Genomic DNA, 23,175 nt, shown 5'->3' on the forward strand with positions numbered 1-23,175 from the left:
CAAAGCCTGACGGGCGGGGAAGCGAGGAATTGTTGGTGGAGTGTGAAGACTACAAGCGTGCGATTGACTCACGACTGACTCTACGTGCCTGGTCATCTATTGCCAGAATGTCGTCAATCGTATTAACCGGCGCTGAGTCGATGCGTTGCAGGGTTCGATCAATGACTCGCACGATGTCAGTGAAAGAAATTCGCATGGACAAGAAGGCGTCGACCGCCACTTCATTTGACGCGTTCAGGACAATACTTGCCGCCGGCGGCTGATTGATCACCTCCATGGCCAACTCAAGGCACGGGAAACGAACAAGATCAGGTTTCTCGAAGGTCAATGCCGACAACTGGCTGAGATCCAATGGCGCGACGCCTGAAGTTATACGTTGCGGATAGGCCAACGCATGGGCAATGGACATGCGCATATCGGGATTGCCCATCTGGGCCAGTACGGACTGATCCCGAAAAACCACCATCGAATGAACAATGCTCTGAGGGTGTATCAGCGCCTCGATACGCGACGGCGCCGTATTGAACAACCAGCTGGCCTCAATGATCTCCAGGCCTTTGTTAATCATCGTTGCTGAGTCGACGGATATTTTTCGGCCCATCACCCAGTTGGGATGAGCACAGGCCTCTTTGGGCGTAACGTCTCTTAGTGATGCCAGCGAACGCGTCCTGAACGGCCCGCCCGAAGCGGTCAGAATCAACCGTTCAACGCCGGATAATTCGGGATCACAACCTTGCAAGCATTGAAAGATCGCATTGTGTTCGCTATCCAGCGGCAAAATAACTGCACCGGACTCTCTGGCTGTGCGCATGAACAACGCACCAGACATGACTAAGGCTTCCTTGTTGGCCAAGAGTATTTTTTTTCCGGCCCGGGCTGCGCTCAAAGTTGGCAGGAGCCCTGCCGCACCGACAATGGCAGCAACGACGGTATCGCACTCTGCGGCACAAACGACCTCGCACAAAGCCTCGATACCGCAACATACTTCGGTACGTGACTGTACTGCCTGTAGATGTGCCTGAAGCTCTATCGCGTGGTGCGGTTCACTTACGATAGCCACTATCGGGTTAAACTCAAGGCACTGTTTAAAAAGCTTTTTTATATTGCAATGCGCACTTAATGCATACACAACATACTTGTCAGAGTTACGTGCGACTACATCTAAAACACTGTCGCCAATAGACCCGGTAGAACCGAGAACACATAGGCGCTGTAACATTTGAATACCCTGACCCCTCAAAACCAGACATTAAAACTTCGATATACACAAAATCGAAATCACCCAGAATCAAAAAACTCCCACGACCTGCGTCATTCACCATCACAAAACACAGAGAAGTTCTGCCTGACAATAGCTACAAAGCTACGTAACACAAGTGCTATCTCTATGAACGTTTGCTATAAGCATCAATACAAACCTGAATATTCATTCGCAAAATGCCGCACACACCATAGAACTACACAACCAGAAAAAAGCACCCGGAATAAGAAAAAGATCTAATCAGAATTTGCCCCTTGAACAATAAACAACTAACTTCCAACCACAACACCCGTCTGTTTTTCCCTAAGAAGTCTGGCCAGCGTAGGAACGCCCAGTAGCGAAGACGTATTGGAGTCTAGCTATGGAAGAGTTACTTATTCTGGTCGATCGGCGAGATCGTAAAAAAGGCTGTGCGCCCAAGTTGCAGGCCCATCAATTCGGGCTTTTGCACCGTGCGTTCTCGATCTTCATTTTCGATAACACTGGCCGTGTCCTGTTACAACAACGCGCCTTCGGCAAATACCATTCTCAAGGCCTGTGGACCAACACTTGCTGCGGGCATCCCCGGCTTGGCGAGCGGACGCTTTCAGCCGCAAAACGCCGTTTGCAGGAAGAGATGGGCATAACCTGTTCCTTGCGCAAGGTTTCCACGCTGCTCTACCGCGAAGAAGTCTCGAACCAATTGATAGAGCACGAGTTCGACCACGTGTTCGTCGGTGTCAGTCACTGTGACCCCATCGCCAATCCCGAAGAAGCCCATGCATGGCAGTGGCTCAAGCTTTCACAACTCCCCGCACGCATCGCAGCTGCCCCCGAGACCTTCACCGTTTGGTTCCGTCGGATCGTCGAGACCACCGGAGTTGCCAGGATAAGCGCCTGGAAAGAACTCGCAAAAACGAGCCACTAGAAAGGAATCCAGCATGTTCGAATTACTCAAGACCATCGATAGCCCGGTTGATTTGCGTGCGCTGCATGTCGCCGCCCTGGGCCCACTCGTGGATGAACTGCGGGCGTTCATTTTGCATAGTGTCGCTAGAACCGGCGGTCACCTCTCGGCCAACCTTGGCACCGTGGAATTGATTGTTGCGCTGCATTACGTGTTCAACACCCCCAACGACAGAATCGTGTGGGATGTCGGCCATCAGGCATACGCCCACAAAATCCTTACCGGTCGACGTGAAGCGATGGAGAGTATTCGCCAATTCGGTGGAATTTCCGGATTTCCCCGCCGTTGCGAATCTGAATTCGACACCTTTGGCACGGCGCACTCGAGCACTTCCATCTCGGCGGCACTGGGCATGGCATTGGCCGCTCGCAATCAATCGCAACCCCGCCATTGCGTAGCAGTAATCGGCGACGGCGCGGTAACCGGCGGCATGGCATACGAAGCGATGAACAATGCCGGCTTATATAAGGAATTGCCGTTTCTGGTGATTCTCAACGACAACGACATGTCGATCTCGCCACCGGTCGGGGCCTTGCGCGAATACTTCGGGAAATTGAAGCAGGTAAAAGAGTCAGGAACAGAGGCGACTTTTTTCGAAGCCTTGGGCTTTGGCTACACAGGTCCCATCAACGGCCATCATCTCGACGAGTTGCTCCCTGCACTGCGTGCCCTGAAAAAACTGCGCGGCCCGCAACTGCTGCACATTGTCACGGAAAAGGGGCACGGTTACTCACCGGCCGCATCCAACCCAGTGCTTTATCACGGACCGGGAAAATTCGACCCCGCACACGGTATAGATCCCCCTGTGACCAGCAAGGCCACTTACACCCAAGTATTTGGCAGGTGGATATGTGATGAAGCTGAACGTGATCCAAACGTCGTGGCAATCACCCCAGCGATGTGCGAAGGATCAGGTCTGGTGGAGTTCGAACGACGCTTCCCCGACCGTTTTTTCGATGTCGGAATTTCCGAACAACACGCGCTGACCTTCGCTGCAGGATTGGCAGCCGAGGGTTTGAAACCGGTGGTGGCGATCTACTCGACCTTTTTGCAACGAGCTTACGACCAGTTGATTCACGATATCGCTATCCAGAATCTGCCTGTGGTTTTCGCCATAGACCGGGCTGGTATCGTCGGTGCCGACGGCGCCACTCATACGGGCGCTTTCGACATCGCTTATCTGCGCTGTATACCGAACCTTACTGTCATGGCCCCGGCAGATGAAGACGAATGCCGGCAGATGTTGCACACCGCCCTTCTCCTCAAAGGCCCGAGTGCTGTGCGTTATCCCCGCGGATCAGGTAACGGCATCGTCACATCGCGGGCGTTGCGTGCCCTACCGGTGGGCAAAGGTGAAATCCGCCGATACTCGGCGCAGCCCATCGGCTTGCGCATCGCTATCCTGGCGTTCGGCTCGATGCTGCGCTCTGCCCTTGAAGCCGCCGAAGCATTCGACGCCACTGTTGCCAATATGCGCTTTATCAAACCACTCGATGAGGCCCTCATTCAGCAATTGGCCCGGGACCATGACCTGCTGGTGACCCTCGAGGAAGGTAGCGTAATGGGAGGGGGCGGCTCGGCGTGTCTGGAGCAATTGGCAATACACGGTCACTCACCGTGGGTGCTGCAACTGGGGTTCAGCGATCACTTCATCGAGCATGGCTCACCCGAGAAGTTGCTGAGTATGAGCGGGCTCGATACGGCCGGAATAACACGTTCAATCGAGGCGTTTCTAAGTACGCATGACATGAAGCTTTCTGACAACCGCTGCGCATCGGTCGACGTACTGTTGCAGACACGAGCATGAATCGCCCGCTGAAATGGAAACACTCATTGCTTCTACCCACGACATACACATTTGAAGTGTCAAGGAACCAGAGATCGCCATTTAAGCAGCATCAAACAAACGTAAAAGCCATTCGCAAACCTGTAGGGACAGATATTTTGGCGAGGCCTGTTCAGACGCTTCGTGCCCATTGATAGAGAAACCCGGAGTACCGTGAGGAATCACCATGAAAATCATCCTCGCCCAGCCCCGAGGCTTCTGCGCCGGTGTCGTTCGCGCTATCGATACCGTCGAACAAGCTCTCGAGCAATTCGGCACACCAGTCTACGTGCGTCACGAAATCGTCCATAACCAGCACGTGGTCGATGACCTGCGGGCCAAGGGAGCACGGTTCGTCGAAGCGTTGAATGAAGTGCCAACCAATGCCGTCACGATCTTCAGCGCTCACGGTGTTGGCAAAGAAGTGCAAGCGCAGGCCCACCAACGGGGTTTACAGGTACTGGACGCCACCTGCCCGCTGGTCACCAAAGTGCACAACCAGGGTCGTCAATACGCTGCCCGAGGTTATCAGGTGATCCTGATTGGCGAACCGAACCATCCGGAAGTGATCGGCACGCTCGGGCAAATTCCCGCCCCCGTTGTGGTCGTGCAAACCGAAACCGAAATCGCCGCTCTTGAGTTTGTGCGAAATACACCGCTGGCTTACATCACCCAAACCACCCTCAGCGTCGACGACACTCGCGCAGTGGTCGACGCCCTCAAGCAACGCTACCCACAGATTATCGGGCCAGACACCCGTGACATTTGCTACGCCGTACAAAATCGGCAAACCGCCGTACGTGAACTGAGCCTATGCGTCGATGTGGTACTGGTGATTGGCAGCCCACAAAGTGCCAACTCCATAACGTTGCGTGATATCGCTGCGCAAAACGGAACAACCAGTTATCTGATCGCCGACGGCAACGCAGTTCGCAGCGAATGGTTTGACGGTTATTCGACTGTCGGAATAACCGCCGGGGCTTCAACGCCTGAGGCAATGGTCAGCGATGTTCTCAACGCCCTGAGCAGGATCGCCCCGCTCCAGATCGAGAACCTGCCGGGGCGCGAAGAACATGTTCACTTCCGCCTTCCCGACGGGTTGATCACCCGTCAGTAAGCAGCACCCCACTGGAGTCAAATCCATGGACAACCCCATCGCTCGACGCACCACCCGGCAAGTAATCATCGGTCCCGTCACCATAGGCAGCGAAGGGCCTGTTGTTGTGCAGGCCATGACCAACACCGACACCACCGACGCCCAAGTCACAGCCCGTCAGATCGAAAGTCTGGCGCTGGCAGGTGCCGAGCTGGTGCGGATCACGGTCAACAGCCACGATGCCGCAGCGCAAGTGGCGCACATTCGCGAGCTTCTGGATCGGCGCAACATCAAGGTGCCGCTGGTGGGTGACTTTCATTTCAACGGCCATCGTTTATTAGCGGCATATCCCGAATGCGCCGAGGCACTGGGCAAGTACCGCATCAACCCCGGCAATGTCGGCAAGGGCGCCAAGCGTGACGAGCAGTTCTGCAGCATGATCGAAGCCGCCTGCCGCTACGGCAAGCCGGTGAGAATCGGCGTTAACTGGGGCAGCCTGGACTCGGATTTGCTGGCTCGGATGATGGACGCAAACGCGGCATCAGCCCTGCCGCTGGAGTCCGATGCGGTGATGCGTGAGGCGCTAGTGGTATCGGCGCTGGAGAATGCGCAACGGGCCATCGACGTCGGCTTGCCGGCAGACCGGATTGTGCTGTCGGCAAAAGTCAGCCATGTGCAGGATTTGATCGCGGTGTACCGCAATCTCGCCGCACGTTGCGCTTTTCCGCTGCATCTGGGGTTGACCGAGGCCGGCATGGGCTCCAAAGGTATCGTCGCCTCCTCTTCCGCGCTGGCGGTGCTTTTGCAGGAGGGCATCGGTGACACGCTGCGCATTTCCCTGACTCCGGAACCCAACGGTGACCGCACCCGTGAAGTGCTCGTGGCGCAGCAGATTCTGCAGGTCATGGGCTTGCGTGCATTTACCCCCACCGTGGTGGCCTGTCCCGGGTGCGGGCGCACCACCAGCAGCTTTTTTCAGGAACTGGCGCAGCAGATTGAAGGTTTTCTCCAGGCCCGAATGCCCGAGTGGAAAATGCAATTTCCCGGCGTCGAAAATATGCATGTCGCGGTCATGGGCTGCGTCGTCAATGGCCCGGGCGAAAGCCGTCTGGCGGACATCGGCATTTCCCTGCCTGGAGCAGGAGAGCATCCATCGGCACCGGTGTACATGGACGGCGAGCGGGTAATGACACTCAAGGGTAGCAACATCGCAACGGACTTCACTGAGTTGCTCGATGCCTACGTGACTGCCCGGTATGGTCTGCAACCCGAGGCCAAAGCCAGACTGGAAGCACTGTTAAATCCATCCCGGTGAAGTTGAATAGATTTAGCAACGTCGTTGGAGATCTCTTCAAGTTTCAATGTGAACTCGTGGCCAAGTTGCCACAAAGCCAGACGGGCGGGGAAGCGAGGAATTGTTGGTGGAGTGTGAAGGGAGTGCTCCCGCGAAAGGTTCAGGGTTTTGGCTTCGCAAATTCTGCCAAAGGTTTTACATGGACCTGTCACCCCTGCCCAGGAACCGCGTCGATGAGCACCACAATCGACCCGGTCTATTTACCTGCACCGTTCGACGAAGAACTCGCACGGCAGCAAATGCGCGACCCAGTGATCAGAGGATTGCTGGCTTACATGAAACGGGTCGCCCAATTCTGCACGCCCTCGCAAGTCGCCCGGGTACGCCAGATCACCATCTCCATGTTCGTCACCATGGCGGCGGAAGGTCCCTGGCGCCTCTATGGCACCCAACCCACTGTCGCTGAATACCTGGCCAGTCGGCAGGTCAACAGCTTCTGGCCTTGCCTGGTACTGATCGACCCGATCGGCGGCTACGAAGTCCCGGCCAACACGTATTCCCGTCCAGAGATTCACCGCATCACCGCACTGGCCTCGCTGGCGACCACTCTGGTCAATGATCTGTATTCCGCCTACAAGGAGCACCTCAACGAAACCGGCGACTTCAAGCTGCCTTACCTGCTGGCAGCCAGGCACAACTGTTCGCTTCAGGAGGCCATCGACCGGGCGGCCGATATCCACGACGCAGCGATGGAAGAATACGAACGCCTGCACGCAACGCTGATGAAAGGCACGCGCTCACCGATATTGCGGCGCTATCTCACAGGATTGAGGACATGGATTGGCGGCAATCTGGAATGGCATAAAACCAGTGCGCGCTACCATGTCTGAACCCGCGCACCTTTTGGGGATTCGATGTGATTGCCCGGCCCTTCGCATTTGCGCTGAACTCTGACCCGAGGACGTCGGTCAGCTGTTCAGATCCCCGCACAAGGCGCGACCCTGCATGCAGATTTCCCTCGCCCGCCAAGTGGCTCTTGTCACCGGCGCCAGTTCCGGCATCGGCCACGGTGCCGCCAAAGCCCTGGCCGCTGCCGGTGCTGCCGTGGTCATCAACTACAACCGTCAGGCCGAGCCCGCCGAAGCGCTGGCCCGGCAGATCGTCGCCGACGGTGGCCAGGCCATCGCCATTGGCGCCGACGTTTCGAAGGAGGAAGACGTTGAGCGGCTGTTCCAGCAGACCCTCGACGCCTTCGGCACACTGGACATTCTGGTGGCCAATTCCGGCCTGCAAAAAGACGCGGCGGCTGTGGATATGTCGCTGGCCGACTGGAACGCGGTGATCGGCGTCAACCTCACCGGCCAGTTCCTCTGCGCCCGTGCCGCGCTGCGGATCTTCAACCGCCAGGGTGTGCGCGAAGGCGTGTCCCGGGCTGCCGGAAAAATCATCCACATGAGCTCGGTGCACCAGCGCGTTCCCTGGGCCGGGCACGTTAACTACGCAGCGTCCAAGGGCGGCGTCGATCAGTTGATGCAGACCCTGGCCCAGGAAGTCAGCCACCAGCGCATCCGCATCAACAGCATCGCGCCGGGGGCGATTCGCACGGCCATCAATAAAGACGCCACCGAAGGCGACGCCGTGCAGGACCTGCTCAAACTCATCCCCTACGGTCGCATCGGCGATGTCGAGGACGTGGCCAACGCGGTGGTGTTTCTCGCCTCCGATGCCTCCGACTACATCGTCGGCACCACCCTGTTCATCGACGGCGGCATGAGCCTCTATCCGGAGTTCCGTGGCAATGGCTGAGCATCAATCCGAACGACAAAGCCCCATCGACGCCCACGGCATCATTGGCGACCTGCGCAGCGCCGCGCTGGTCAATGACAAGGGCAGCGTGGATTTTTTCTGCTGGCCGGCGTTCGACAGCCCGTCGATCTTCTGTTCGCTGCTCGATACCCCCGACGCGGGGATTTTCCAGCTCGCCCCGGACCTGCCCGATGCCCGGCGCGAGCAGATCTACCTGCCGGACACCAACGTCCTGCAAACCCGCTGGCTCAGCGACCACGCCGTGGTGGAAATCACCGATCTGCTGCCGATTGGCGACAACGACGATGCCCTGCCGCTGTTGATACGCCGGGTGCGGGTGGTCAGCGGGCAGGCGACGTTTCACCTGCGCTGCGCGGTACGGCATGACTACGCCCGCGCTGAGACCCGCGCCGTCATCGATAAACAGGATGTGCTGTTCAGCGCCAGCGGGCAGCCGACACTGCGGCTGGCCTCGGATCAAGCCTTGAGCGTCGATCAGGAAGCAGCGGTCGGGCAATTCACCCTCAAGCAGGATCAGACGGCGGCGTTCATGCTCGGCGCCAGCGACGATCCGCGCTTTGCCGAAGGCGCCGCGCAGCTGTGCATCGAACGCACGCTGAAGTTCTGGCGCGACTGGATCGGCCAGTCCAACTATCGCGGTCGCTGGCGAGAAATGGTCAACCGCTCGGCCCTGGCCCTGAAGCTGCTGACCTCACGCCAGCACGGCGCAATCCTCGCTGCCGCCACTTTCGGCCTGCCGGAAACACCCGGCGGCGAACGCAACTGGGACTATCGCTACACCTGGATCCGCGACGCCTCGTTCACTGTTTACGCCTTCATGCGCCTGGGGTTTGTCGACGAAGCCAACGCCTACATGCGCTGGCTTCGCGGGCGGGTCAGCGACTGCTGCGGCCAGTCATCGATGAAGCTGAACATCCTCTACGCCATCGACGGCCGCCAGGAACTGCCGGAAACCGAACTCACGCATTTGGCCGGGCATGGCGGTGCCAAACCGGTGCGGATCGGCAATGGCGCGTACGACCAGATTCAACTGGATATCTTTGGCGAACTGATGGACGCCGTTTATCTGGTCAACAAGTACGGCGACGCGATTTCCCACGAAGGCTGGCAACACGTGACGGAAGTGGTCGATCAGGTCTGTGAGACCTGGCAGACCAAGGATGTGGGCATCTGGGAAATGCGCGGTGAGCAACATCACTTCCTGCACTCACGGCTGATGTGCTGGGTGGCGCTGGACCGGGCGATCCGCCTGGCCTCGAAACGCTCGCTGCCGGCGCCGTTCGCCCGCTGGGACCAGACCCGTCAGGCCATCCATGCCGACATCTGGGACAACTTCTGGAACGAAGAGCGCGGACACTTCGTGCAATACCAGGGCGGCACCACACTGGATGGCTCGATGCTGCTGATGCCGCTGGTGCGCTTCGTCAGCGCCAAGGATCCGAAATGGCTGGCGACGCTGGAAGCCATCGAGAAACATCTGGTGCGTGACGGCATGGTTTATCGCTATCGCAACGACGATGCCGGCATCGACGGTTTGTCCGGCACTGAAGGCGCCTTCGCAGCGTGCTCGTTCTGGTACGTCGAATGCCTGGCCCGCGCCGGGCAAGTGGAAAAGGCCCACCTGGAATTCGAGCAACTGCTGCGCTACGCCAATCCGCTGGGGTTGTACGCCGAGGAATTCGACAACCGCGGCCGGCATCTGGGCAACACGCCCCAGGCGTTGACCCATCTGGCGCTGATCAGCGCGGCGAGTTTTCTCGATCGCAAGTTGAGTGGGGAGAAAAATTACTGGCAGCCGTAGTCATCCTTCTTCGCCAGAGCCTGTAAGAAAGATCTCAACTCCAATCGCCGTTTGTAGGATGACCACCTACGAACGGCAAACACCCCCGAGCCTTGTGGTTGAAGGGCTGGCCCACACAATCGATTCCTTTCGATACAACTTGTTGATGGCACGGCCTACAGAAACCTGCCAACCCCGTGTAACGCTTGGCCCGCAACTCGCACTTACACCCCGAAATACCTTGTTGCCAGCTGTTACATCCCCCCCTACCATCCACCGCAACGGGCACAGCGGAGCTGTCCAATAAAAACCCGACTCAAGGAACCAGAATGAGCCAACGCATCCATCGCCAGATCGATACCCCTCTGCGCACCGGCCTCAAGCGCGACGAACTGTGGGAAGCCGCCGACAAAGGCCTGATCAAATGCTGGGAAATCGGCCGCCAGCGCGCCACCCGCTTCCCCGACCTCGCCCAACGCTGTCGTGCCGACGAATTACCGGTACTCGGCTGGAAAGGCGGCGTGAGCCGCAGCCTGAAGAAAAACGAAAAATACGGATCGCTGAAATACCTCGCCCAGTGGCAGGGTTTGCGCGGGGAGGATCTGGATATTGATCTGGGTACCGAGCGCGTCATGACCTGCTCGCGGACGAAAATGGTGGTGACGTTTACGCCGGATCGGAGCAAGTATTTTAATCAGGTGGCGGAAGCCGAAGCTTAAGGAGGAGCGCAATGGTCGATCTGCATCAGGAGTTTCAGAACAGCAGTTTCTTTCATCAAGCCCGAATCGACCGTCGCTCCGTCGACGCACTGACTGGAATCGCCGCCGGGCTTGCAGCAGACGGCAAGATCAATCAGCAGGAAGCCGAATTTCTCAAGAACTGGATCGAATCGCACTTGATCCATCTGAATGATCCGGTCGTCAACATCCTTTATAAGCGTCTCGCCGACATGCTGAGTGACGGCGTTCTTGATGCAGAAGAGTCGGTCGAGTTGCTGGAAATGCTTCACCAGTTCGCAGGTCTTCCAGTCGGCGCACAGCAACCCTTCGTTGCCTCAACCTCTCTGCCTCTGGACAACCCTGCTCCGGCATTGAGCTGTGCTGATCGTGTCTTTCTCTTCACCGGTGTCATGGCCTACGGCCCCCGCAAGGACTGTGAGGCGTTGATTGTCGAGCGAGGTGGATTGATCGGTGGTTCTGTCAGCAAAAAGATTCATTATCTGGTGGTAGGCAGCATCGGTAATGATCAATGGCTTCACAGCAGCTATGGCACCAAGATCAAGAAAGCAGTTGAGCTTCGCGACAGCGGCGTGCCGATTGCCATCATCAGCGAAGACCATTGGCAGAAGGTGTTATTCGGATAACGGGAGAGAGAGATGACCCAAGCTGTGATGCAGTTTTGCAAGACTGAAAGCCTGACCATCGGCTATGAACATCACGGCCCGGAAAACGGCACGCCGGTCATCCTCCTCCACGGTTTTCCCTACTCCCCCCGCGCCTACGACGAAATCGCCCCGCCGCTCGCCGCCCAGGGTTATCGGGTGATCGTGCCCTACCTGCGCGGTTACGGCCCGACCCGTTTCAACAACCCGGACACGCTGCGTTCCGGCCAGCAAGCGGCGCTGGCGCAGGATCTGCTGGAGTTGATGGATGCGCTGGGAATCGAGCAAGCGACATTGTGTGGTTACGACTGGGGCGGTCGGGCGGCGTGCATTGTGGCGGCGCTGTTTCCCGAGCGTGTGCGCGGTTTGGTGACGGGCGACGGCTACAACCTGCAAGACATTCCGAATTCGGTCCAGCCGCTGGATCCGCAGAGCGAGCATCGCCTCTGGTATCAGTATTACTTCCACACGCCCCGTGGCGTTGTAGGGCTGACGCAGAATCGTCGGGAACTGTGCGGGCTGCTCTGGCAGTTGTGGTCACCGACTTGGACGCGGAACGCCGAGCGTTATCCGCTGAGTGCGTCGGCGTTCGATAACCCGGACTTCGTCGAGGTGGTGATTCACTCTTATCGCCATCGCTTCATGTATGCGCCGGGCGATCCGGCGCTGGAAGGGATGGAGCAGGCGCTGGAGAAACAGCCGGCGATCGGCGTGCCGACGATTTCGCTGTGCGGTGCGGATGATGGTGTTGGCCCGGCGCCGGAAGACGATGAAGATGCCCACCACTTCACCGGGATTTACGAGCGGCGGGTGCTGGCGGGTGTCGGGCATAACATTCCCGAGGAAGCGCCAGGCGAAACGCTCAAGGCATTACTGGATCTGCTGCAGCGCTGACCGAAAACCGCTCACGATACGCCTGCGGCGTCACACCCATGGCCCGCAGGAAACTGCGTCTCAAGGTTTCTTCACTGCCAAATCCACAATTCGCCGCGACCCGTTTGATCGGCAAACCGGTATCGCTCAGCAACCGGCGGGCGGTTTCGACGCGGATCAGTTCGATGGCCCGGGCCGGGGTCTGGCCGGTGTCGGCGCGGTAGTGGCGCACGAAGCTGCGTTCGCTCATGCCGGCCTGTTCAGCGAGGGTCGGGATGCCCAGGTCGCAGGTCAGGTGTTCGGCGATCCACGCATGTAAATCATCAAATCGGTTGCCCTGTTTTTGCAGTGACAGCGTCACGCTGAATTGCGACTGCCCGCCCGGGCGCTTGAGGAACACCACCAGTTGCCGGGCGACGTCCAGGGCCATGTCGCGACCGAGGTCGTCTTCGACCATGGCCAGCGCCAGGTCGATGCCGGCGGTGACGCCCGCCGAGGTCCAGACCGGGCCGTCATTGATGAAGATTGGATTTGGCTCGACCTGCAAACGCGGGTGCTGCTGCGCCAGTTGTTCGCAGCGAGTCCAGTGGGTGACGACCCGACGACCGTCGAGCCAGCCGCTGGCCGCCAGCAGGAATGCTCCCGTACAAACCGAAGCCACGCGCTGGCATCCATTGGCGTGTTCACGCACCCAACTCACTAACTCAGTGTCTTCGGCAGCGGCATAAACGCCCCAGCCGCCGGCGATAATCAGCGTATCGCTGGGCTGCTTCGGCAGCGGCTCGGCCAGCATCGCCAACCCGGCAGACGAGTTCACCGCCCCGCCACCGCTGGCAATCACCGTTGGCGCGTACGGCGCAGGCAAACCCTGCTGACGGGCGATGTCGTTGGCCGAGGCGAAGACCTGCAACGGCCCGGTGACATCGAGCAATTGCACATTGGCGAACGCGAGTACGTGGATGGTTTTCGGCATTTGGCGTAATTCGTGGGCTGATTGGCGTATGCGCCAAAACCTACGCGCCTACAGTAAAGCCGTCCACCCCTTTTCACGGAGAAGAACCATGGCGTTGCAGATCGGTTTTCTGTTGTTTCCCCAGGTGCAGCAACTCGACCTGACCGGCCCGTACGACGTGCTGGCGTCGTTGCCGGACGTGCAAGTGCATCTGGTCTGGAAGGATCTGGTGCCGGTCACCGCCAGCACTGGGCTGGTGCTGAAACCGACCACCACCTTCGAGGATTGCCCGGCTCTGGACGTAATCTGCGTACCCGGCGGCGCAGGCGTCGGGCCATTGATGGAGGATGAGCAGACGCTGGCCTTTATCAAGGCGCAAGCGGCGCAGGCGCGGTACGTGACGTCGGTGTGCACCGGTTCGCTGGTGCTCGGCGCGGCGGGTCTGTTGCAGGGTAAACGGGCGACCACGCATTGGGCTTATCACGATCTGCTGCCGACACTGGGCGCGATTGCGGTGAAGGATCGGGTGGTGCGTGACGGCAATCTGTTTACCGGGGGCGGCATCACGGCCGGGATCGATTTTGCCCTGACCCTGGCGCAGGAACTGGTGGGTGTCGATACGGCACAACTGGTGCAGTTGCAGCTGGAATATGCACCGGCGCCGCCGTTTGATTCGGGCAGCCCGGAGATGGCGCCGAGTGCGGTTGTCGATGAGGCGCGCAAGCGTGCGGCACCTTCGCTGAAGTTGCGCACGGAAATCACCGAGCGTGCGGCGGCAAAATTGAACCTGCGCTGATCCCTCAGCCAAACACAAAGCCATGTGGGAGCGAGCCTGCTCGCGATGAAGGCATGTCAGTTAATTTTTGTGCAACTGACCCACCGCCATCGCGAGCAGGCTCGCTCCCACATGGGTTACTTGCCCTCCTTCACCACGGATTGGCGCTGTCCCTGATTTCCCCCACACCTTCACTTGTCCCCTCGCCCCCAGCCGTGTAGAAAGCCTGTCCACAAATCGTGCACAAGGACTTTCCATGACAGCTCTGCCATGGCTCTATCTCGGGCTTCTCAGCCTTGGTTACGGATTGGCGCTGAGTTTCGGCCAGCTCGGCTGGCTGGCGCTGATCTCCATTGCACTGCTGGTTTTCGCCGGTTATGCCGTGCGCCAGCAAACCGTGCCGGTCGGGCGTTATCTCGGCCATGGCCTGTTTATCGTGCTGGCCCTGGCGCTGGCCTTGCACTGGCTGCCGGGTTTCTACAACGGCCGGGCCATCGAGCCGCAGCGCTTCACCAACAACGCCGTGCCGTTCTCGATGTACCTGAATCTCGACAAACCGCTGATTGGCTTCTGGCTGCTACTGGTCTGCCCGTGGATCGTCGCGCGGCGTTCGTTGCGCCTGACGGTGTACGCCACCGCGCTGGCACTGACGCTGAGCGTGATTCTGGCCCTCGGCGGCGCCGTGTTGCTGGGCATGATCACCTGGGCGCCGAAGTGGCCGGATCAGGCGTGGCTGTGGGTGCTGAACAATCTGCTGCTGGTGACGCTGGTCGAAGAAGCGCTGTTTCGCGGCTATATACAGGGCGGCCTCAGCCGGCGTTTCAAACACCTGCCCTACGGCGAAAACCTCGCGCTGCTGCTGGCATCCCTGCTGTTCGGCCTGGTGCATGTGGGCGCCGGCTGGCAATGGGTGTTGCTGGCGAGTCTGGCGGGTGTCGGCTATGGTCTGGCCTACCGTTTTGGCGGGCTCGGTGCAGCGATCGCCACACATTTTGGTCTGAACCTGCTGCATTTCGGCCTGTTCACCTATCCGATGCTCGCGGGTTGAAGCAAGGTCGGTTTTGCGACGCCGTACATATAAATGAAAAAAAATTTCAATAAATGACCGATACCGCCGACAACCTTTCAAAGCCTTGCGGATTGAAAAACCATGCGTAACAACCAGCCCATTACACAACGCGAACGGACTTTCCCGGCTCAGCAACGGTTGATTTCCACAACCGACGCCAAAGGCGTGATCACCTACTGCAACGACGCTTTCGTCGAAATCAGCGGGTTCTCGCGTGAGGAACTGATCCGTGCGCCGCACAACCTGGTTCGTCACCCCGATGTGCCGGCGGCGGTGTTTTCGCACATGTGGGGCACACTGAAACAAGGCTTGCCATGGATGGGCATTGTCAAGAATCGCTGCAAGACCGGTGATCATTACTGGGTGAACGCCTATGTAACGCCGGTGTTCGATGGCAATCAGGTGGTCGGTTACGAGTCGGTGCGGGTCAAACCCACCGCCGAACAGATCCGCCGTGCCGAAGCGCTCTACCAACGCATCAACCAGGGCAAGTCGGCGATTCCATCGAGCGACAAATGGCTGCCGATTGTGCAGGACTGGCTGCCGTTCATTCTGGTCAGCCAGCTGAGCTTCATGATCGGCGCCACCCTGAACTCGCAGTGGGGCTTCGCCCTCGCCGCCGGTCTGTCGGTGCCGCTGGGCCTGCTGGGCCTGCAATGGCAACAGCGCGGGCTCAAGCGCCTGCTGCGTCTGGCCGAGCAGACTACCTCCGACCCGTTGATCGCGCAGATGTACACCGACAGCCGTGGCGCCCAGGCGCGTCTGGAAATGTCGATCCTCAGCCAGGAAGCGCGCCTGAAAACCTGCCTGACCCGTCTGCAGGACACCGCCGAGCACCTGACCGATCAGGCCAAACAGTCCGACGCCCTGGCGCACAACAGCTCCAGCGGTCTGGAACGTCAACGCGTGGAAACTGAACAGGTCGCCACCGCCGTCAACCAGATGGCCGCCACCACCCAGGAAGTGGCGAGCCACGTCCAGCGCACCGCCGACGCCACCCAGGAAGCCAATCGCCTGACCGGCCGCGGCCGCGACATCGCCGGCGAAACCCGCGAAGCCATCCAGCGCCTGTCGGTCGTGGTCGGTGAAACCGGCCTGACCGTCACCCAACTGGCCAAGGACAGCGACGAAATCGGCGGCGTGGTCGACGTGATCAAAGGCATCGCCGACCAGACCAACCTGCTCGCGCTCAACGCTGCGATTGAAGCCGCGCGTGCCGGCGAAATGGGCCGTGGTTTTGCCGTGGTCGCCGACGAAGTCCGCCAACTGGCACAACGCACCAGCGAATCCACCGGCCAGATCCATGCCCTGATCGCCAAGCTGCAACAAACCGCTTCGAGCGCCGTACAAACCATGGAAGCCGGGCATCGCCAGGCGGAAGAAGGTGTAGCGCGGGTTCTGGAAGCGGACCAGGCCTTGGTCGGCATCAGCGAAGCGGTGGCCAACATCACCGACATGACCACCCAGATCGCCGCCGCGACCGAGGAGCAAAGTGCAGTGGCTGAAGAAATCAGCCGCAACATCAGCAACATCTCGGAACTGGCGGACCAGACCTCGGAACAGGCGCACAACTCGGCGTTGCTGAGTGAAGAGCTGACCAAGACTGCCAACACGCAATATTCGTTGGTGGAGCGGTTTAACCGCTGATTGTTCTGGCAATACAAAAAACCCGGATAGCGAGAGCTTCCGGGTTTTTTATTGCCTGTCTGAAATGGATGTGAGCAGCACCGCCCTCTTCATGGGCAAGCCCACTCCCACAGGGTTTCGCATTGGCCACAAAATCTCGCAACACCACCACCCATTGTGGGAGCGGGCTTGCCCGCGAAGAGGCCATAACAGCGAGCGAATTACTGAGGCAATTTCAGCCTATCCAGCAGTCGATTCACCAACAGCTCGTTCAACATGATCAGCTGTTGCAGCGCCAGCAGCGGTTTGCGTTCCGGGCCTTTTACCGAGTTGGCGATATTCCCGGCCATGGCGTTGGCTGACGACAATGACTCGCTGGCTTCGACGAGCAGTGTTTCGTCATCGAGTGTGGGATCGACCATGTAGATGGGGCGGGACTTGGGCGGGAAGTACTTCGGGATTTCGGGGCCGAGGTAATAGTCGAGTGCGCGATCGGCGGCTTCTTTTGTCTTTTTGGACTCGAGCTCGGGGTCGTTGGAGGTTGGATCGGTTATTGGTGGATTTGGTGTGGCTTTGAACATGGATAAAACTCCAATTCGAAAAAATGGGAGCCATCACCCTCGCTACCAAACGGCGGGTGGCGGCCATGCGCGGGTTGGTAGACCGGTCGAATTGGGAAACCCGGCGCTCACGAATGAGCCCCACGCATGCCCACCATACAAAGCTGCACCTCAGAAAAGAGACAGCATTGAAGGTGTCGCAATAACCACAACTCGAATCGGGCTACCAAACCCAGTCACTTTTGAGTGACAGGGAAACGATATAGCCCTCTCCAAGCTGCGTAAGCCGGCGGATTCTGGCGTACGCGTAGGCAACGACGCAAGGAGTCGTAGCCCTTATGGCGTAACGGTTCGTGTACTTTAAACGCGCTTGCAGAATTACGTTTATGCGCCAAAAAGCCGGATGTTTGACTGTTCCTTTGCTGTGCTCTGGCAGACCGCTTTCGTCGGATCGCCGCCCGGACCAAGCTCGCTCCCACAGAGATCGCATGCAGTCTGCAGGAAACTGGTCGGCTCGTAGGCCGCCATCGCCAGCAGGCTGGCTCCCACAGAAAACGAAAGCAGTTCGTATCCGCTTCTCACCACTCAAAACGATGAGCGTTAGCTCGAGTACCGCTTCTGATCTTCGGGCGACGTCGGAAGGCTGAGTGGAGGGATTTATCCGGGGGTGGGAGCGCAGCGACCGTTTGGCGAAGCCAAACACATCGAGAGGAGGTGCAGCGAAGCAAACCGTAGGCGATGCCCCCCCGGATGAATCCCGGAGCGAAGGAACCCCGAGCCTTAGCGAGCGGGCCGAACGTAGGAGCAAGACCTTTTGGTTACTTTTGGGGCGTTTGCCAAAAGTGACCCGCCGTAAGGGCGGAACCCTAAGCAGCCATCACCGCAGCAACGGATATACACCCCATCAAGGCAATTTTATTAGCTGACCACTACAAGCACATATGAAGCCATCCGCCTAGCTGTCAGGTTTGACAGTAGACGCTCATCTTGAGGAAGGCATATCAAGTGTTTGGCGATCTATTAAAAGAACGCCAATCACCCTTCATGAAAAAAGGAACTCCAGATGAGCAGCCTTACTGTTTTTGTCCCTCGATCCCATAGCCCTACGATCCTTGCAAATCAGTTCCACTGGAAATTTGGAAGCAATCCCGAAGTGGCAGCTGAAAGATCCCTGTTTTATCTACATGAGTATCCGCCAACGGGGGAGTTGTCTTGGTCAATCTCAGGATCGACCGGATCAATTTCTGGCGGAGACTACTTCGCCTACAGCATGAGTTTCCCGTACATCAATGACGCCCCTCTCAAAGCCACCTACACGCTTAAGGACAAATTGAGCTTCAGACACAGTCATTCAATTCCCGCGCCGGATGGCTTTGATGGATGGAGTGTGGTCGATGCCGATGAAGCCACCCTGACCATAGACCTCGATCCTGCCAAGGGAATCGCAGTAGGTACTTTTGAAGCAAAGTTCAAAAGTCATGGCTATCGGACACAGCCCATCGGACGCTTTAACCTGGTGATCAGTGAATAGCGTCCACGGTTTCCGACATAAAGGATGTGCCCGGACTTTACCGGTCAGGGCTACATCTGAAGAAACCCAGCCACCTTCTCCGCAGCCGAAGCCAAATGCTGCTCATGCGTAAACCCGGAAACCTTGAGCGGCTTCAAATCATGATCCCCCGCAGCCAGCCAAAACACTTCAATACTCGGCGATAAGGAATACCCTTCAACAGCGTCCCGATTGCCAAGCGCATCCCGCTCCCCCTGAACAATCAACATCCGAGTCTGCAAAGAAGCCAGATGTTCGACCCGTGGCTTCTCCGGCTTCCCAACCGCATAAAACGGATAACCCAGGCAAACCAACGCATCAGCGCCAAGCTCATCGGCAAGCAGACTGGCCATCCGCCCCCCCATCGATTTCCCGCCAACCGCCAAAACCCCAGCGACATGAAGTCGCACCAAGCCATAAACCTCACGCCAACATTCCAGCAACTTCGGCGCCGGATTCGGCGGACGTTTGCTGCCATCAACCCGCCGCTGCGCCATATAAGGAAACTCAAACCGCAACACGTTCACCCCCAGCCCGGCAAGGCGCCCAGCCATATCCGTCATCCACTCGCTATCCATCGGCGCTCCAGCACCATGGGCGAGGATAAGGGTCGCCGAAGCCTCACCAACAGCGGCATCCCAAAGCCACCCGTGATCCCGCAGGCACTGCGCCCATTGATCCCCGTCAATACTGGCCTTGTGCTGTTTGTCCATGCTTGCCTCGCTTTTAGTCTGCCTATAACTCCAGGCGAAGGATTCGCGGCGTTTTCTGCGCGCGCTCCCTTCGGCTGAACCGTGGATGGGGAACCATGAACACTTCTATCAGTACCGCCTACAACTACAAGGTGGTCCGCCAATTCGCCATTATGACGGTGGTGTGGGGCATCGTCGGCATGGGGCTCGGGGTTTTTCTCGCGGCTCAATTGGTCTGGCCCGAACTCAACTTCAACCTGCCGTGGACCAGCTTCGGACGCCTGCGCCCGCTGCACACCAACGCGGTGATCTTCGCGTTCGGCGGCTGTGCCTTGTTCGCCAGTTCGTTCTACTCGGTACAGCGCACCTGCCAGACGCAATTGTTTGCGCCGAAAATCGCCGCCTTCTGCTTCTGGGGCTGGCAGCTTGTGATTCTATTGGCGGCCATCAGCCTGCCACTGGGTTACACCAGTTCCAAGGAATACGCCGAGCTGGAATGGCCGATCGACATCCTGATCACCATCGTCTGGGTCGCCTACGCCATCGTGTTCTTCGGCACGATCATGCAGCGCAAGACCAAGCACATTTATGTGGGCAACTGGTTCTTCGGCGCGTTCATCATCACCGTGGCGATCCTGCACATCGTCAACAACCTTGAGCTGCCGGTGAGTTTCACCAAGTCCTACTCGCTGTACGCCGGTGCAACCGACGCGATGGTGCAATGGTGGTACGGCCACAACGCCGTAGGCTTTTTCCTCACCGCCGGTTTCCTCGGGATGATGTACTACTTCGTGCCGAAACAGGCCGAACGCCCGGTGTATTCGTATCGCCTGTCGATCGTGCACTTCTGGGCGCTGATCACCCTGTACATCTGGGCCGGTCCGCACCACTTGCACTACACCGCGCTGCCGGACTGGGCTCAGTCGCTGGGCATGGTGATGTCGCTGGTGCTGCTGGCACCGAGCTGGGGCGGGATGATCAACGGCATGATGACCCTCTCGGGCGCCTGGCATAAGTTGCGCAGCGACCCGATTCTGCGCTTCCTGGTGGTGTCGCTGGCGTTCTACGGCATGTCGACCTTCGAAGGTCCGATGATGGCGATCAAAACCGTCAACGCCCTCTCCCACTACACCGACTGGACCATCGGCCACGTACACGCCGGCGCACTCGGCTGGGTGGCGATGATTTCCATCGGCGCGCTGTACCACATGATCCCGAAAGTCTTCGGCAAAGAGCAGATGCACAGCGTCGGCCTGATCAACGCGCACTTCTGGCTCGCGACCATCGGCACCGTTTTGTACATCGCGTCGATGTGGGTCAACGGCATCGCCCAGGGCCTGATGTGGCGTGCGGTGAACGAGGACGGCACGCTGACCTACTCCTTCGTCGAAACCCTGGTGGCCAGCCACCCAGGCTTCGTCGTGCGGCTGATTGGCGGGGCGATCTTCCTCAGCGGCATGTTCCTGATGGCTTACAACACCTGGCGCACCGTGCGGGCCTCGCAGCCTGCTGACGTCGTTGCTGCCGCGCAGATGGCCTGAGGAGTCCGCCATGAAACACGAAACGATTGAAAAGAACGTCGGCCTGCTGATGTTGCTGATGGTGTTCGCCGTGAGCATCGGCGGCCTGACCCAGATCGTCCCGCTGTTCTTCCAGGACGTGACCAACAAACCGGTGGAAGGCATGAAGCCCTACACCGCGCTGCAGCTGGAAGGTCGCGACATCTACATCCGCGAAGGCTGCGTCGGTTGCCACTCGCAGATGATCCGGCCGTTCCGCGCCGAAACCGAACGCTACGGGCACTACTCGGTGGCCGGGGAAAGCGTGTGGGATCACCCGTTCCTGTGGGGCTCGAAACGTACCGGTCCGGACCTGGCCCGGGTTGGCGCGCGTTACTCGGATGACTGGCACCGCGCGCATTTGTACAACCCGCGCAACGTCGTACCGGAATCGAAAATGCCGGCCTACCCATGGCTGGTGACCCAACCGGTCGACAGCAGCCACACCGAAACCAAGCTCAAGACCATGCGCACCCTCGGCGTGCCGTACAACGACGACGACATCAGCGGCGCGGTGGCCAGCCTTAAGGGCAAGACCGAAATGGACGCCCTCGTCTCCTACCTGCAAGTGCTCGGCACTGCGATCAAGAGCAAGAGGTGAGCCATGGTCTTTGAATTGAGCGCGGGGCTGATTCGCGGCCTCGGCACGGTCGTGGTGTTCGTGGCCTTCGTCGGCCTGACCCTGTGGGTGTTCAACCGCAAGCGCACGCCGGAATTCGCCGAAGCGCGCCTGCTGCCGTTTGCCGACGAACCACAACCCGACACTACCCAAGTTAATGAAACAAGGAGTACCCGGCCATGACCACCTTCTGGAGTACGTGGATCTGCGTACTGACCATCGGCAGCCTGATCGGCCTGACCTGGCTGCTGGTCGGCACCCGTCGGGGCGAAACCAAGGGCAGCGTCGACCAGACCATGGGCCACAGCTTCGACGGCATCGAGGAGTACGACAACCCGCTGCCGCAGTGGTGGTTCATGCTGTTCGCCGGCACGCTGGTGTTTTCCGTGGGCTATCTGATTCTTTATCCGGGCCTGGGCAACTGGAAAGGCATCCTGCCCGGCTACGAGGACGGCTGGACCGGCGTTCACGAGTGGGAAAAGGAAATGAGCAAGGCTGACGCCAGGTTCGGGCCGATCTTCGCCAAATTCGCCGCGATGCCGGTGGAAGAAGTGGCAAAGGACCCACAAGCACTGAAAATGGGCGGCCGTCTGTTCGCCTCCAACTGCTCGGTGTGCCACGGCTCGGACGCCAAAGGCGCGTTCGGTTTCCCTAACCTCGCCGACAAGGACTGGCGCTGGGGCGGCAGTGCGGAAACCATCAAGACCACCATCATGGGTGGCCGGATGGCGGCGATGCCGGCGTGGGGTGAAGTGCTGGGCGAGACTGGCGTGAAAAACGTCGCCGCCTATGTGCGTCATGAACTGGCGGGGCTGCCACTGCCGGCGGATAACAAGGCTGATCTTCAAGCGGGTCAGCAGGCGTTCAGCACAACCTGCACCGCCTGTCACGGGGCAAACGGCCAGGGCACCGAAGCCATGGGCGCACCGAACCTGACGCATCCGGCCGGTTTCATCTATGGCACCAGCCTGACGCAGCTCGAGCAAACCATCCGCCATGGCCGTCAAGGCCACATGCCAGCTCAGAACGAGCTGCTGGGCAACGATAAAGTGCAATTGCTGGCGGCTTATGTGTACAGCCTTAGCAACGGATTGAATACAGAAAAACTGATTACTGAAGACATTAAAAAGTAATCATTGCGTACAAGACTGCCGCACGTTTCCAGTGCGGCAGTTTCCAGCCTCTTTGCGACGCATTGTCGCACCCCTTCACCCCCTCTCCTTTCGGTTACCCGGATTCGGGTCTACGCTTGCTCGATGCGGACTGGCCCGTGCCGGTTCCAGGTCGACCCTGAGCGAGGCGTTGAACGAATCGGCTGACTGACATGGCCGCAAAGGCCGGTAGATACCGGCTGTCGTGCCGATTACCGTCCGTCACCCGAACCGAGCGTTCGAACACACCCCGTTACATCCGACCGGGCCCCTCGCTTTTTTCGTCCGCTGCGACATTTTGCCCGAGGGCAATTTTGTCCTTACGCGGCGCATGGAAAGG

At 58.8% G+C, this 23,175-nt stretch carries 22 protein-coding genes; 18 read left to right on the top strand and 4 right to left on the bottom strand.

Features of this window, described 5'->3' with window-relative positions; genetic code table 11:
* Positions 1-49: 49 nt before the first annotated feature.
* The gene (gene ispC / locus L6D74_RS12940) at positions 50-1,225 is read right to left on the bottom strand and encodes a 1-deoxy-D-xylulose-5-phosphate reductoisomerase (protein ID WP_236189531.1); all 1,176 of its coding nucleotides are present in this window, start codon (positions 1,223-1,225) and stop codon (positions 50-52) included.
* A gap of 397 nt (positions 1,226-1,622) precedes the next feature.
* Here ispC and idi point away from each other — a divergent pair, with 397 nt between their 5' ends.
* From idi to L6D74_RS12990, 10 genes are all read left to right on the top strand, one after another.
* On the top strand, positions 1,623-2,168 hold the full coding sequence (gene idi / locus L6D74_RS12945; RefSeq protein ID WP_236189419.1) for an isopentenyl-diphosphate Delta-isomerase: 546 nt from the start codon (positions 1,623-1,625) through the stop codon (positions 2,166-2,168).
* 13 nt (positions 2,169-2,181) lie between these two features.
* The gene (gene dxs, locus L6D74_RS12950) at positions 2,182-4,014 is read left to right on the top strand and encodes a 1-deoxy-D-xylulose-5-phosphate synthase (RefSeq protein ID WP_236189420.1); all 1,833 of its coding nucleotides are present in this window, start codon (positions 2,182-2,184) and stop codon (positions 4,012-4,014) included.
* Between the two features lie 205 nt (positions 4,015-4,219).
* Positions 4,220-5,149 carry a 4-hydroxy-3-methylbut-2-enyl diphosphate reductase gene (ispH, locus tag L6D74_RS12955; RefSeq protein ID WP_134334389.1) on the top strand — a complete coding sequence of 310 codons (930 nt, stop codon included), beginning with the start codon at positions 4,220-4,222 and terminating at the stop codon, positions 5,147-5,149.
* Positions 5,150-5,174: 25 nt separating this feature from the next.
* Complete coding sequence (ispG, locus tag L6D74_RS12960) at positions 5,175-6,443, top strand: flavodoxin-dependent (E)-4-hydroxy-3-methylbut-2-enyl-diphosphate synthase (protein ID WP_236189421.1); 1,269 nt, start codon at positions 5,175-5,177, stop codon at positions 6,441-6,443.
* Positions 6,444-6,655: 212 nt separating this feature from the next.
* Positions 6,656-7,312: a terpene synthase family protein gene (locus L6D74_RS12965; protein WP_236189422.1), complete on the top strand. Its 657-nt coding sequence runs from the start codon at positions 6,656-6,658 to the stop codon at positions 7,310-7,312.
* 115 nt (positions 7,313-7,427) lie between these two features.
* The gene (locus tag L6D74_RS12970) at positions 7,428-8,228 is read left to right on the top strand and encodes a glucose 1-dehydrogenase (RefSeq protein ID WP_236189423.1); all 801 of its coding nucleotides are present in this window, start codon (positions 7,428-7,430) and stop codon (positions 8,226-8,228) included.
* A complete protein-coding gene (locus L6D74_RS12975) occupies positions 8,221-10,050 on the top strand; it encodes a glycoside hydrolase family 15 protein (RefSeq protein ID WP_236189424.1) in 1,830 nt (609 codons plus the stop codon). The genes L6D74_RS12970 and L6D74_RS12975 overlap by 8 nt, the downstream gene beginning before the upstream one ends.
* A 308-nt stretch (positions 10,051-10,358) precedes the next feature.
* Complete coding sequence (locus tag L6D74_RS12980) at positions 10,359-10,748, top strand: hypothetical protein (protein WP_236189425.1); 390 nt, start codon at positions 10,359-10,361, stop codon at positions 10,746-10,748.
* A gap of 11 nt (positions 10,749-10,759) precedes the next feature.
* Positions 10,760-11,392 (top strand): BRCT domain-containing protein, encoded by a 633-nt coding sequence (locus L6D74_RS12985; RefSeq protein ID WP_236189426.1) that lies wholly within the window; start codon positions 10,760-10,762, stop codon positions 11,390-11,392.
* Between the two features lie 12 nt (positions 11,393-11,404).
* On the top strand, positions 11,405-12,304 hold the full coding sequence (locus L6D74_RS12990; protein WP_236189427.1) for an alpha/beta fold hydrolase: 900 nt from the start codon (positions 11,405-11,407) through the stop codon (positions 12,302-12,304).
* Here L6D74_RS12990 and L6D74_RS12995 read toward each other — a convergent pair.
* On the bottom strand, positions 12,273-13,256 hold the full coding sequence (locus L6D74_RS12995) for a GlxA family transcriptional regulator (protein ID WP_236189428.1): 984 nt from the start codon (positions 13,254-13,256) through the stop codon (positions 12,273-12,275). The two genes, L6D74_RS12990 and L6D74_RS12995, sit on opposite strands and share 32 nt — an antisense overlap.
* Positions 13,257-13,344: 88 nt before the next feature.
* On the opposite strand from L6D74_RS12995, the gene inhA reads away from it, so the two are divergent.
* The 3 genes from inhA (at position 13,345) to L6D74_RS13010 (ending at position 16,726) form a co-directional block, all read left to right on the top strand.
* Positions 13,345-14,031: an isonitrile hydratase gene (gene inhA / locus L6D74_RS13000; protein ID WP_236189429.1), complete on the top strand. Its 687-nt coding sequence runs from the start codon at positions 13,345-13,347 to the stop codon at positions 14,029-14,031.
* A 235-nt stretch (positions 14,032-14,266) separates the two neighbouring features.
* Positions 14,267-15,058, top strand: a complete 792-nt coding sequence (locus L6D74_RS13005) for a CPBP family intramembrane glutamic endopeptidase (protein WP_236189430.1) — start codon at positions 14,267-14,269, stop codon at positions 15,056-15,058.
* Positions 15,059-15,160: 102 nt separating this feature from the next.
* Entirely contained in the window at positions 15,161-16,726 is a 1,566-nt protein-coding gene (locus L6D74_RS13010; protein ID WP_064594745.1) for a methyl-accepting chemotaxis protein, read from the top strand.
* Between the two features lie 200 nt (positions 16,727-16,926).
* On the opposite strand, the gene L6D74_RS13015 is transcribed toward L6D74_RS13010, so the two are convergent.
* On the bottom strand, positions 16,927-17,286 hold the full coding sequence (locus L6D74_RS13015; RefSeq protein ID WP_236189431.1) for a DUF6124 family protein: 360 nt from the start codon (positions 17,284-17,286) through the stop codon (positions 16,927-16,929).
* A gap of 1,042 nt (positions 17,287-18,328) precedes the next feature.
* On the opposite strand from L6D74_RS13015, the gene L6D74_RS13020 reads away from it, so the two are divergent.
* Positions 18,329-18,796: a hypothetical protein gene (locus tag L6D74_RS13020; protein ID WP_064594741.1), complete on the top strand. Its 468-nt coding sequence runs from the start codon at positions 18,329-18,331 to the stop codon at positions 18,794-18,796.
* A 50-nt stretch (positions 18,797-18,846) separates the two neighbouring features.
* On the opposite strand, the gene L6D74_RS13025 is transcribed toward L6D74_RS13020, so the two are convergent.
* Positions 18,847-19,527: an alpha/beta family hydrolase gene (locus tag L6D74_RS13025; protein WP_236189432.1), complete on the bottom strand. Its 681-nt coding sequence runs from the start codon at positions 19,525-19,527 to the stop codon at positions 18,847-18,849.
* Between the two features lie 95 nt (positions 19,528-19,622).
* Between L6D74_RS13025 and ccoN the strand changes: the two genes are divergently transcribed.
* The 4 genes from ccoN to ccoP are packed head-to-tail and all read left to right on the top strand — an operon-like array spanning position 19,623 to position 22,817.
* Positions 19,623-21,047 carry a cytochrome-c oxidase, cbb3-type subunit I gene (gene ccoN, locus L6D74_RS13030; protein ID WP_236189433.1) on the top strand — a complete coding sequence of 475 codons (1,425 nt, stop codon included), beginning with the start codon at positions 19,623-19,625 and terminating at the stop codon, positions 21,045-21,047.
* A gap of 10 nt (positions 21,048-21,057) precedes the next feature.
* Entirely contained in the window at positions 21,058-21,666 is a 609-nt protein-coding gene (ccoO, locus tag L6D74_RS13035) for a cytochrome-c oxidase, cbb3-type subunit II (RefSeq protein WP_103386395.1), read from the top strand.
* 3 nt (positions 21,667-21,669) lie between these two features.
* Complete coding sequence (locus L6D74_RS13040) at positions 21,670-21,867, top strand: cbb3-type cytochrome oxidase subunit 3 (RefSeq protein WP_039770054.1); 198 nt, start codon at positions 21,670-21,672, stop codon at positions 21,865-21,867.
* Entirely contained in the window at positions 21,864-22,817 is a 954-nt protein-coding gene (ccoP, locus tag L6D74_RS13045; protein ID WP_236189435.1) for a cytochrome-c oxidase, cbb3-type subunit III, read from the top strand. Before L6D74_RS13040 ends, ccoP begins: the two co-directional genes overlap by 4 nt.
* Positions 22,818-23,175 lie beyond the last annotated feature (358 nt).

The sequence above is a fragment of the Pseudomonas pharyngis genome, assembly GCF_021602345.1.
In the GTDB taxonomy this organism is placed as follows: Bacteria; Pseudomonadota; Gammaproteobacteria; order Pseudomonadales; family Pseudomonadaceae; genus Aquipseudomonas; species Aquipseudomonas pharyngis.

What these genes read in the sequence shown, in the direction of transcription:
- idi (WP_236189419.1), top strand. Translation starts at nt 1,623, where the DNA reads ATGGAAGAGTTACTTATTCTGGTCGATCGGCGAGATCGTAAAAAAGGC.
- dxs (WP_236189420.1), top strand. Translation starts at nt 2,182, where the DNA reads ATGTTCGAATTACTCAAGACCATCGATAGCCCGGTTGATTTGCGTGCG.
- ispH (WP_134334389.1), top strand. Translation starts at nt 4,220, where the DNA reads ATGAAAATCATCCTCGCCCAGCCCCGAGGCTTCTGCGCCGGTGTCGTT.
- ispG (WP_236189421.1), top strand. Translation starts at nt 5,175, where the DNA reads ATGGACAACCCCATCGCTCGACGCACCACCCGGCAAGTAATCATCGGT.
- L6D74_RS12965 (WP_236189422.1), top strand. Translation starts at nt 6,656, where the DNA reads ATGAGCACCACAATCGACCCGGTCTATTTACCTGCACCGTTCGACGAA.
- L6D74_RS12970 (WP_236189423.1), top strand. Translation starts at nt 7,428, where the DNA reads ATGCAGATTTCCCTCGCCCGCCAAGTGGCTCTTGTCACCGGCGCCAGT.
- L6D74_RS12975 (WP_236189424.1), top strand. Translation starts at nt 8,221, where the DNA reads ATGGCTGAGCATCAATCCGAACGACAAAGCCCCATCGACGCCCACGGC.
- L6D74_RS12980 (WP_236189425.1), top strand. Translation starts at nt 10,359, where the DNA reads ATGAGCCAACGCATCCATCGCCAGATCGATACCCCTCTGCGCACCGGC.
- L6D74_RS12985 (WP_236189426.1), top strand. Translation starts at nt 10,760, where the DNA reads ATGGTCGATCTGCATCAGGAGTTTCAGAACAGCAGTTTCTTTCATCAA.
- L6D74_RS12990 (WP_236189427.1), top strand. Translation starts at nt 11,405, where the DNA reads ATGACCCAAGCTGTGATGCAGTTTTGCAAGACTGAAAGCCTGACCATC.
- L6D74_RS12995 (WP_236189428.1), bottom strand. Translation starts at nt 13,256, where the DNA reads ATGCCGAAAACCATCCACGTACTCGCGTTCGCCAATGTGCAATTGCTC.
- inhA (WP_236189429.1), top strand. Translation starts at nt 13,345, where the DNA reads ATGGCGTTGCAGATCGGTTTTCTGTTGTTTCCCCAGGTGCAGCAACTC.
- L6D74_RS13005 (WP_236189430.1), top strand. Translation starts at nt 14,267, where the DNA reads ATGACAGCTCTGCCATGGCTCTATCTCGGGCTTCTCAGCCTTGGTTAC.
- L6D74_RS13010 (WP_064594745.1), top strand. Translation starts at nt 15,161, where the DNA reads ATGCGTAACAACCAGCCCATTACACAACGCGAACGGACTTTCCCGGCT.
- L6D74_RS13015 (WP_236189431.1), bottom strand. Translation starts at nt 17,286, where the DNA reads ATGTTCAAAGCCACACCAAATCCACCAATAACCGATCCAACCTCCAAC.
- L6D74_RS13020 (WP_064594741.1), top strand. Translation starts at nt 18,329, where the DNA reads ATGAGCAGCCTTACTGTTTTTGTCCCTCGATCCCATAGCCCTACGATC.
- L6D74_RS13025 (WP_236189432.1), bottom strand. Translation starts at nt 19,527, where the DNA reads ATGGACAAACAGCACAAGGCCAGTATTGACGGGGATCAATGGGCGCAG.
- ccoN (WP_236189433.1), top strand. Translation starts at nt 19,623, where the DNA reads ATGAACACTTCTATCAGTACCGCCTACAACTACAAGGTGGTCCGCCAA.
- ccoO (WP_103386395.1), top strand. Translation starts at nt 21,058, where the DNA reads ATGAAACACGAAACGATTGAAAAGAACGTCGGCCTGCTGATGTTGCTG.
- L6D74_RS13040 (WP_039770054.1), top strand. Translation starts at nt 21,670, where the DNA reads ATGGTCTTTGAATTGAGCGCGGGGCTGATTCGCGGCCTCGGCACGGTC.
- ccoP (WP_236189435.1), top strand. Translation starts at nt 21,864, where the DNA reads ATGACCACCTTCTGGAGTACGTGGATCTGCGTACTGACCATCGGCAGC.